Genomic DNA, 8,767 nt, shown 5'->3' on the forward strand with positions numbered 1-8,767 from the left:
GGGGGGCGTGGCCGTGCCGGACGCCGATAATCACCGGAGTCACCGGTCTGCGCTGCAGTGGGCGATGCGGGTGTCTCCGGTGCGACCGAGCGGATCGAGCGCCCTGAGCCCATGCAGGTGCCCCGACACCGGACAAAATGCCCGACGGGATTGGAGTCGGTAACGTATGACGGTTCAACGCAGGGGGTAGCGTGCACGAGGCAAGTCCGGAATTCCGTCCGCTGTCGATGGCGGTGCTAACGCTGTCGGATACACGGGGTGTGGACGAGGACCGCTCGGGTGCGTTGCTGTGCGAGCGCCTGCAGGCGGCGGGGCATCATCTTGCCGAGCGTGAGATCCTGCCGGACGATCGCTACCGGATCCGTGCCGTGCTCTCCCGCTGGATTGCGGATCCGGCCGTGCAGGCCGTGCTTACCACGGGGGGGACCGGCTTCACGGGCCGGGACGATACCCCCGAGGCCGTGCGCCCGTTGCTCGATGCGGAGGTCGAGGGCTTCGGCGAGCTCTTCCGCCAGCTCTCCCATGCCGAGATCGGCAGCTCCACGATCCAGTCGCGGGCCCTCGCGGGCTTCGCGAACCATACGTTCATCGCCTGCCTGCCGGGTTCGACCGGGGCCTGCCGTACCGCCTGGGACGCCATCCTGGCCGATCAGCTCGACGTGCGTCACCGTCCCTGCAACCTGGCGGAGCTGGTGCTGTTCGCCAATCACGGCGGAGGCGGGGCGTGAGCCGGCGACCACGTGGCGAGACCCGGCGGGCGATCCTGGCCACCGCGCAGCGGCTGATGCAGGCGCGCGGCTTCAACGGTTTCAGCTATCACCACATCGCCGAGGCGCTGGGGGTGCGCACCGCCGCGGTGCACTACCATTTCCCGGCAAAGGCGGATCTCGGCCTCGCCGTGCTCGCCCGTGTGCGCGAGGACTTCGGCTGGTGGTGTGAGCGCCAGCGCTCGCGAGGCGCGGACGCGTCGGCACGGCTGGAGGCGTTCTTCGAGCTGGACGGGCGCTACGTCGCCGCCGACCGCGTCTGTCCCCTGGGGGTCGTCGGCGTGGAGCGTACCGGCCTGCCGCCGGCAATGTGCCGCGAGGCGGATGCGCTGCTGCAGGACGTCCTCGGTTTCTTCATCGAGACGCTCGAGGCCGGGCTCGCCGATGGCAGCATTCCCCACGTTGACGACGTGGCGGACACGGCGCACCAGATCCTGGCCGCGACCCAGGGGGCGCTGCAGCTTGCGCGCCTGCGCGGGCCGGAGGCTTACGAGGGGGTCCTCCGGGCCCTGCGTCAGGGGCTGGGCATGAAACGGGGCGAGGGACTCGAACGCCTGGTGGGCTGAGGCAGCACGGACGCGCCGTCGAATGGGGGTGGGGCGACTATGCCGGAGCCACGTCTTAGCGAACTCATCGAGGCGGCACTCGCCGCGGACAGCATCGAGGCCCTTCACTCGGTGTGCAGCCGCGCGGCCGCGCTCTACGGCTACGACCATTTCATCTACGGCGCGCGCTTTCCCAGCTCGCTGACCCGGCCCTTCATGCTCGTCATCAGCGGCCATCCGGACGAGTGGCGCGAGCGCTACCAGGCCGAGGACTACATCCAGCTCGACCCGGCGGTGCGTCACAGCGTGAACCACGTGCGCCCGGCGCGCTGGAGCGAGCTGTTCGACAGTCCCGAGTACGGTCCGGAGGATCTGGCGGTGCTCCACGAGGCCGCCGCCTTCGGCCTGGTTACCGGGACATGCCTGCCCGTGCGCGGCAGCCGCGGCGAGGTCGGGCTGCTGAGCTTCTCCTCCGGGCGGCGGGGCACCCCGGTCGAGCGGGATATCCGTGCCTCCCAGCCGGCCCTGTTCATGTTCTCCAGCTACGTCCACGAGGCGGTATGCGGGCTGCTCGACCACGGCGCGCTGCCTTACCGTCCCGCCAGCCTGACCGCGCGCGAGCGCGAATGCCTGCTCTGGGCGGCGGAGGGGAAGACCGCCTGGGAGACCGGCGCGATCCTCGGGGTGAGCGAGCGCACGGTGGTATTCCACCTCAACAATGCGGCGCGCAAGCTGGATGTCACCTCGCGCCAGCAGGCGGTCGCCCGCGCCATCGCTCAGGGCCTGATCGCCCCCCAGCTTGCGTGAAGCCGTTCATTCACTGCTGACAACCTGTAAGAACTGACAGTTACCTCGCGGCCGCGCGCGCCGTTGAATGGGAGCCGGACCCAAACAACTGCGAGAGGCCCGGCCCATGCAAGCTCAGATCCTTGTCGGACGTCCGTCCGAAGCGACGCTCCCGCCGTCGGTGGTCGATGGCATTTACCGCTTCCGCCACCGTGTCTTCCGCCAGCGTCTGGGCTGGGAGGTCACGAGCGTGCGTGGCCGCGAGCGTGACGACTACGACGATCTCGACCCGGTCTACATTGCCTGCCATAAGCACCGTGAGACGGTGATCGGCACCTTCCGGCTGCTGCCGACCACCGGCCCGTACATGCTCCGCGACGTGTTCCCGGAGCTGCTGCGCGGCGAGTCCGTGCCCTGTGCCAGCGATGTCTGGGAGCTCTCGCGCTTCGCCGTGGAGCCCTCGGACGCCAGCGAGCGGGTACAGGCGAGCTGCACCGAGACGACGCTGTCGCTGATGCGCGCGTGCTACCGCTACGGCGCCAGCAACGGCATCCGCGAGTACGTGATGGCGACCAGCGTCGCCGTGGAGCGCATGCTCCGGGGGATGGGCCTGGAGCTGACGCGCTTCGGCGACGGCTCCGCGGTGCGTATCGGCCGCGTGCTCTCGGTGGCCTGCCGGCTGCGCATCGACGAGGCCCTGGGACGCGCCCTCGGCGCCTTGCCCGCCACCGATGCTGCCGCCGCGCCGGCGGGGAGGGCCGTGGCATGAGGTTACTGTTCGTGAACCTGCGCCGCAGCACCCACCCGCTGGCCGAGGCGGTGCTCGCATCGCCGCTGTGGCAGGTGTGCGAGTGCGGCGGACTGGCCGAGGCGGAAGAGCTGGCCGCCAGTGAGTGGTTCGACTACGTCCTGGTGGACCCGGGCGAGGCCCTGAGCCTGGAGGCTGTCAGCGACCGTGTGTGCGCCGCCGGCGGACAGGCCCGGGAGCGCATTCTGGGGATGCCCGTCCACAACGCCGAGTTCCCGGTCGACGACGGCCGGGCCCGCTATGGTTGCCGAGGTGCCCGGCCCGCCTATGGACGGGAGGACGGTGGCTGGATCTTCGAGTACCACGCGCCATGCCGAACTATCAATCCAGCCTAGCGGCCGTTCAGGCGCCGCCGGCGGCACCGGTCTACCGCCTGATGCTCGACGGCGAGGGGCGCGTCACCTCCGTGGCGACCGCGCTGCCGGAGGCACTGGCCGGGCTGGCCCGGGGAGACAGCGTCGACGGCTGGCTGACCGACGCGGTCTACCCGGCGCGCTCGCTGTCGCTGTGCCTGGCCGCGCTGCGCGCCGGCTGTGCCGGCATCTACCTGAGCCTGCGCGGTGTGTGCGACCCGGGCGCCCGTTTTGCCGGGCGGCTGGTGCCGTACCCCACCGGTGCCGTCGCCCTTGAGCTGGAGGCGGAGGCCGAGGCGGACAGCGCGCGGAGCTCGAAGCCGTCACCGCTGCTGGGGCGCGCCGAGTTCCTCTCCGTTCTCGAGACCGCGGCGGGCAATGGCGCGCCGGTGGCGGTCGGGTGCATCGACATCGACCGCCTGCGCCAGATCAACCTCGGCTACGGTCACGCCTGCGGCGACACCGTGCTCGCCGAGGTGGGGCGGCGGCTGCAGCGCCTCGCCGGTACCGGCGCACGGGTGGCGAACCTCGGCGGCGACGAGTTCGGCGTGGTCATGACCGGTCCCGGCGCGCCGGCGCGCGCCCGGGAGATGGCCGAGGCCCTGGACCAGTCCATGCGCCGGCCGATCTTCTGCCACGGGCGGGAGCTGCTGGTGACCGTCTCCGCGGGGTTCGCCGCGAGCAAGGCGGCGACGGGCCAGGCCGAGGGGCCGCTGGTGGCCGCGGAGGCCGCGCTTCAGCGGGCCCGCCGTCTCGGGCGCTGCTGGGTGCTGTTCGACGACGAACCGCCCCAGGCACCGGACCACCACTCGGCCCGGGCGGTGGCGCTGGAGGTCGCCCTGCACCGGGCGCTGGAGGAGGATGAGTTCTCGCTGGCCTACCAGCCCATCGTGTCCCTCGGCAGCGGCGAGGTGTGCGGGGTCGAGACGCTGCTGCGCTGGCACTGGGAGGACGGTCAGCCGGTGCCGCCGGACCAGTTCGTGCCCGTGCTGGAGGACACCGGACTGATCCGCCCGGTGGGGGCATGGGTGCTGCGGCGTGCCTGCGAAGAGCTGGTCGCTACCACCACGCCCGGCGGACGGGTCCCGGAGGTGGCGGTGAACGTGTCCGTCGAGCAGCTGCACGAGAGCGGCTTCGTCGACGAGGTGGCCGCGGTGCTGCGCGACACCGGGCTTGATCCGCGGCGTCTGACGCTGGAGATCACGGAGCACCGGCTGATCGGCGACAACTCCACGATCATCGACACGCTGCGCGAGCTGCGCGCCCTCGGGGTGCGCCTTGCCGTGGACGACTTCGGCACGGGCTATTCGTCGCTGGCCTATCTGCTGGAGCTGCCGGTGCAGGTGCTCAAGGTGGACCGTTCCTTTGTCCAGGGGCTCTGGAAGAGCCCGGCGGGGCAGGTGATCATGCAGGCCATCGTGTCCATGGCGACAGACCTGGGGCTGCAGGTCGTGGTGGAGGGGGTCGAGCGTGAGGAAGAGGCGCGGTTCCTGGCGCGCTGGCCGGAGCTGCTCGCCCAGGGCTATCTCTATGGCGCCCCCATGCCACTGGCGCGTCTGCTGGCGGGCGACGGCGGTGCCCTGCGCACGGCCGGGGCGCAGTGAGCGGGTTGCGCACGGGGTGGTGCGCGAACGGTTCCCCCCGGAGGCAGGTCCCGGTCCGCGATGCCTCTCCATCTCCGGGCGGCTCGGCGTGCGGCCGTGTTGCCTGAAGCCTGTTTGTCCCGCCATGGATTAGTCGGTGCCGCGGGCTTCGGTATACTCTCGTGCCGGGCGGTGCCGTGGGCGGCATCGTGGGTCCAAGAGCGGATATCGAAGCGATAAATGACGTCGTGGCTGGGTCTTTCAGGCCGCTATGCCGGCCGGTTGGCAGGAGCGCTCATCGGCCTGTGGCTGGCCGGGGCGGCCGGGGTGGCGCTGGGCGCCGCGCTGGGATGGTGGCGTGACGACCGGCGCTACTTCGCGCCGCTGCGCCCGGGGCGCTGGCGGCAATGGAGCGAGGACCCGCGCGAGCGCGTTTTCCTCGCCGCGCTGTTCGGCTGGGCGGGGCATATCGCCAAGCGTGACGGCCGGGTGAGCGAGGCCGAGATCGCTGCCACCCGCGCCCTGATGAACGAGTTCGGCCTCGACAGCGCCGCCCGACGGGTCGCCATCAGCCAGTTCTCCGCGGCCAAGCAGCCCGGCTATCCGTGGCGGCGCTATCTCATACGCCTGCGCCGGGTCCGCGGCGGACGTCCCGCCCAGCGCTGGCTGCGTCTGCTTCTCGGGGTGGCGCTGGCGGACGGCGAGCCCACCGGGCCGGTATTCCGCCGGCTGCGTGACGCCGTGCGCCTGCTCCGCATCGATGACGAGGATTACCGCCGGCTCTACGCCTCGGTGCGCCGGCGGGCCCAGGGCTCGGGTGACCGCATGGACGTGGCCTGGGCGTATGCCGTGCTCGGGCTGGAGGAGGGCGCGACGGCGGAGACCGTGCGCATCGCCTACCGGCGGCTGCTGAGCCGCCATCACCCCGACCGCCTGGTGGCGCGGGGGGCGGACGAGGCGACCCTGCGCGAGGCGGGGGCGCGGACCCGCGAGGTCAAGGCCGCCTACGACTATCTCCGCCGCCGGGCCGCGTCCTGAACCGCGGTCTCAGAAGGCGAAGAAACGCCCGGCCGCGACCACCACGAGCAGGGCCATGCCCAGCCCCAGGTTGATCTGGACCACGCGGCGGATGCGCCCCAGCGCCGCGCCGGCGGCGCCGGTGCTGCCGTCGGCGACCGCACGGCCGAGCCGCCGGTACGGGCCGAAGTAGAGGTAGACGAACAGCGCGATCATCACCCAGCCGATCGCCTGCATGGCGTGCACGTAGGCCGGTGCGTCCGCGAGCCCGCCGAAGCGCAGCGCGCTCATGCGGTATCCGCTCGCCGGCAGCACCACCACGGCGACCCAGACCGCGGCCAGGAAGCGCCGCAGTACCCCGTGCCAGAGCGGGCCGCGCACGGATGGCTCGAGGGCGCCGGCCGCCGGGCGCAGGCAGGTGTAGGCGAGGAACATACCTCCGATCCAGACCACCGCTGCGATCAGGTGCAGTGCCATCAGTACCGGGATCTCCCAGAACATCGTCGTCTCCCTCCGTTGCCGCGGGTGCCCGTCACGGATCGCTGCCTGCCGGCATCGTCCGCACGGCGTTACCTATTACGTCCCTGGCATCTATTGTAAAGTGCTCAGCTTCGCGACCAGCCTCAAGGCCCCGGACGATGACCGATTTCCGTATTGCCGCGTCCATCCTCTCAGCGGACTTCGCGCGCCTCGGCGAGGAGGTGGACGACGTCCTCGCCGCCGGCGCGGACATGGTCCACTTCGACGTCATGGACAACCATTACGTGCCGAACCTCACCTTCGGCCCCGTGGTCTGCCAGGCGCTGCGCCGCCATGGCGTCACCGCGCCCATCGACGTCCATCTCATGATCAGGCCCGTGGACCGTATCGTCCCGGACTTCGCCGCGGCGGGGGCGAGCTGGATCACCTTTCACCCCGAGGCGAGCGAACACGTCGATCGCACGCTCCAGCTCATCCGCGATGAGGGCTGCCGTGCGGGGCTGGTGTTCAACCCGGCGACGCCGCTGGACTGCCTGCCCTGGGTCATCGACAAGGTGGACATGGTGCTGATCATGTCCGTGAACCCCGGCTTCGGCGGCCAGGCCTTCATCCCGCGTTCGCTGGACAAGCTCCGTGCGGCGCGGCGGATCATCGACGAGAGCGGCCGCGATATCCGCCTCGAGGTCGATGGCGGGATCAAGGCGGCGAACATCGCCGACGCGGCGGCGGCCGGTGCGGACACCTTCGTCGCCGGCTCGGCGATCTTCGGTGCGCCGGACTACGCCGGGGCGATCGGCGAGATGCGCCGCCGGCTCGCCGAGGGGGGCGCATGAGCCTGTCCCGGCCGCGGGCCGTGCTCTTCGATCTGGACGGCACGCTCGTGGACAGCGCGCCGGATATCGCCACCGCCGTGGACCGCCTGCTCGCCGAGCTCGGCCGCGAGCCCGTGGGCGAGGCGCTGGTCCGTCACTGGGTGGGCAACGGCGCCCGGCGCCTGGTTGCGCGGGCGCTCGCCGGCCGGCGCGGGATCGACGGGGAGCCGGCGGGCACGGAGGCGGCCCTGGCGCGGTTCCTGGTCCTCTACCGCGAGCGGCTGGTCGAGCGGACCACGATCTATCCGGGGGTGATCGAGCTCCTCGACGCCCTGGCCGCAGCGGGTATCCCCGTGGCGGTGGTGACGAACAAGCCCGAGGGGCTGGCGCGGCCGCTGCTGGAGACCCTGGGCCTGGCGGCGCGTTTCGGCGCCGTGGTCGGCGGCGATACCCTGGCCGAGAAGAAGCCGGCCCCCGCGCCGCTGGCCCATGCCGCCGGGATCCTGGGGGTGGCGCTGGCGGACTGCCTGATGGTGGGCGATTCGCTCACCGACGTGTCCGCGGCCCGCAATGCGGGGATCCCGGTCGCCTGTGTGCCCTATGGCTATCGGGAAGGGGATGCTATCTTTGAGGCTCGTCCCGAGGCGGTGGTCGACACGCTGGCCGACCTGCCGCCCCTGATCGGTATCGCACAGGCGCATGAGACAGCAGGATCGACCGTCACTGACAAGGCACAGGCGCACCGGCATGGCTGAGGCCGTCGCCGGAGAGGCCCTCGTGGGCACGGTCCGCCGCCCCTTCGTAGTGACGGCGCGTCCGCGCTGCATGGCGGTCACCACGGCGCTCGACCCCCGGCATCGATGGCGAGGCTGGCACATCGCAACCCAGACGCCATTGTCCGAGTTTACCAATGCCGGTGGTGACCATGGAGCAGACCCAGTTTCAGGAGCTGGCCCGATCGGGCTGTAACCGAATCCCCCTCGTGCGCGAGGTCCTCGCCGACCTCGACACGCCGTTGTCGACCTATCTCAAGCTCGCCGAGGGCCCCGGGAGCTTTCTCTTCGAATCCGTGCAGGGCGGGGAGAAGTGGGGGCGCTATTCCATCATCGGGCTGCCCGCCCGGGTGCAGTACCGCATCACCGGGTACCGCCTCGAGACCCGGGTGGACGGTGAGGTGCGTTCCACCGAGACGCTGGATGACCCCCTGGCGTGGGTGGAGGCCGAGCACGCCCGGGTGACGGCCGCGCCGCCGCCGGAGTTCCCGCACATGCCGCGCTTCCTCGGCGGGCTGGTGGGCTACTTCGGCTACGACACCGTGCGTTACATCGAGCCGCGCCTCGGCGAGTGCCCCAACCCGGACCCCCTGGGTGCGCCGGATATCGCGCTGATGGTCGCCGAGGAGGTGCTGGTCTTCGACAACCTTGCCGGCAAGCTGTACGTGGTGGTCAACGCCGACCCGGCCGAGGCGGATGCCTGGGAGCGGGCGCAGGCCCGGCTCGACGGGATCGCGGAACGCCTGCGCGCCACCGAGCTCGCCTACCGCACCGGGCGGGCGCCGCGGGAGGTCGAGGAGGAGGATTTCACCTCCAACCCCGGCCAGGTGGACTTCGAGGCCG

The 8,767-nt window shown here is 71.4% G+C and carries 10 protein-coding genes and 1 pseudogene; 10 read left to right on the forward strand and 1 reads right to left on the reverse strand.

The genetic code is table 11. From position 1 onward, the window contains the following. Positions 1-191 precede the first annotated feature (191 nt). From moaB to G7A99_RS04460, 7 genes are all read left to right on the forward strand, one after another. Positions 192-728, forward strand: a complete 537-nt coding sequence (moaB, locus tag G7A99_RS04430) for a molybdenum cofactor biosynthesis protein B (protein WP_256379696.1) — start codon at positions 192-194, stop codon at positions 726-728. Then, positions 725-1,333: a TetR/AcrR family transcriptional regulator gene (locus tag G7A99_RS04435; RefSeq protein WP_018716452.1), complete on the forward strand. Its 609-nt coding sequence runs from the start codon at positions 725-727 to the stop codon at positions 1,331-1,333. The genes moaB and G7A99_RS04435 overlap by 4 nt, the downstream gene beginning before the upstream one ends. A gap of 39 nt (positions 1,334-1,372) precedes the next feature. Further along, a complete protein-coding gene (locus G7A99_RS04440; RefSeq protein WP_018716451.1) occupies positions 1,373-2,119 on the forward strand; it encodes a LuxR family transcriptional regulator in 747 nt (248 codons plus the stop codon). A 106-nt stretch (positions 2,120-2,225) separates the two neighbouring features. Then, positions 2,226-2,867, forward strand: coding sequence for an acyl-homoserine-lactone synthase (locus G7A99_RS04445; RefSeq protein WP_205599734.1), 642 nt, complete (start codon positions 2,226-2,228; stop codon positions 2,865-2,867). Then, the gene (locus tag G7A99_RS04450) at positions 2,864-3,241 is read left to right on the forward strand and encodes a hypothetical protein (protein WP_018716449.1); all 378 of its coding nucleotides are present in this window, start codon (positions 2,864-2,866) and stop codon (positions 3,239-3,241) included. Before G7A99_RS04445 ends, G7A99_RS04450 begins: the two co-directional genes overlap by 4 nt. Further along, complete coding sequence (locus G7A99_RS04455) at positions 3,217-4,863, forward strand: bifunctional diguanylate cyclase/phosphodiesterase (protein ID WP_051088163.1); 1,647 nt, start codon at positions 3,217-3,219, stop codon at positions 4,861-4,863. Before G7A99_RS04450 ends, G7A99_RS04455 begins: the two co-directional genes overlap by 25 nt. 219 nt (positions 4,864-5,082) lie before the next feature. After that, positions 5,083-5,880, forward strand: coding sequence for a TerB family tellurite resistance protein (locus G7A99_RS04460; RefSeq protein WP_018716447.1), 798 nt, complete (start codon positions 5,083-5,085; stop codon positions 5,878-5,880). 9 nt (positions 5,881-5,889) lie between these two features. Here G7A99_RS04460 and G7A99_RS04465 read toward each other — a convergent pair whose 3' ends face one another. Next, positions 5,890-6,360, reverse strand: coding sequence for a CopD family protein (locus G7A99_RS04465; RefSeq protein WP_018716446.1), 471 nt, complete (start codon positions 6,358-6,360; stop codon positions 5,890-5,892). Positions 6,361-6,497: 137 nt separating this feature from the next. Between G7A99_RS04465 and rpe the strand changes: the two genes are divergently transcribed. The 3 genes and pseudogenes from rpe to G7A99_RS25175 all read left to right on the forward strand — a co-directional run. After that, a complete protein-coding gene (gene rpe, locus G7A99_RS04470; RefSeq protein WP_163139021.1) occupies positions 6,498-7,172 on the forward strand; it encodes a ribulose-phosphate 3-epimerase in 675 nt (224 codons plus the stop codon). Next, entirely contained in the window at positions 7,169-7,906 is a 738-nt protein-coding gene (locus tag G7A99_RS04475) for a phosphoglycolate phosphatase (protein WP_163139022.1), read from the forward strand. The genes rpe and G7A99_RS04475 overlap by 4 nt, the downstream gene beginning before the upstream one ends. Before the next feature lie 155 nt (positions 7,907-8,061). Further along, positions 8,062-8,767, forward strand: a pseudogene (locus G7A99_RS25175) (anthranilate synthase component I); the annotation flags it as partial.

This window comes from Arhodomonas sp. KWT (assembly GCF_010993615.1).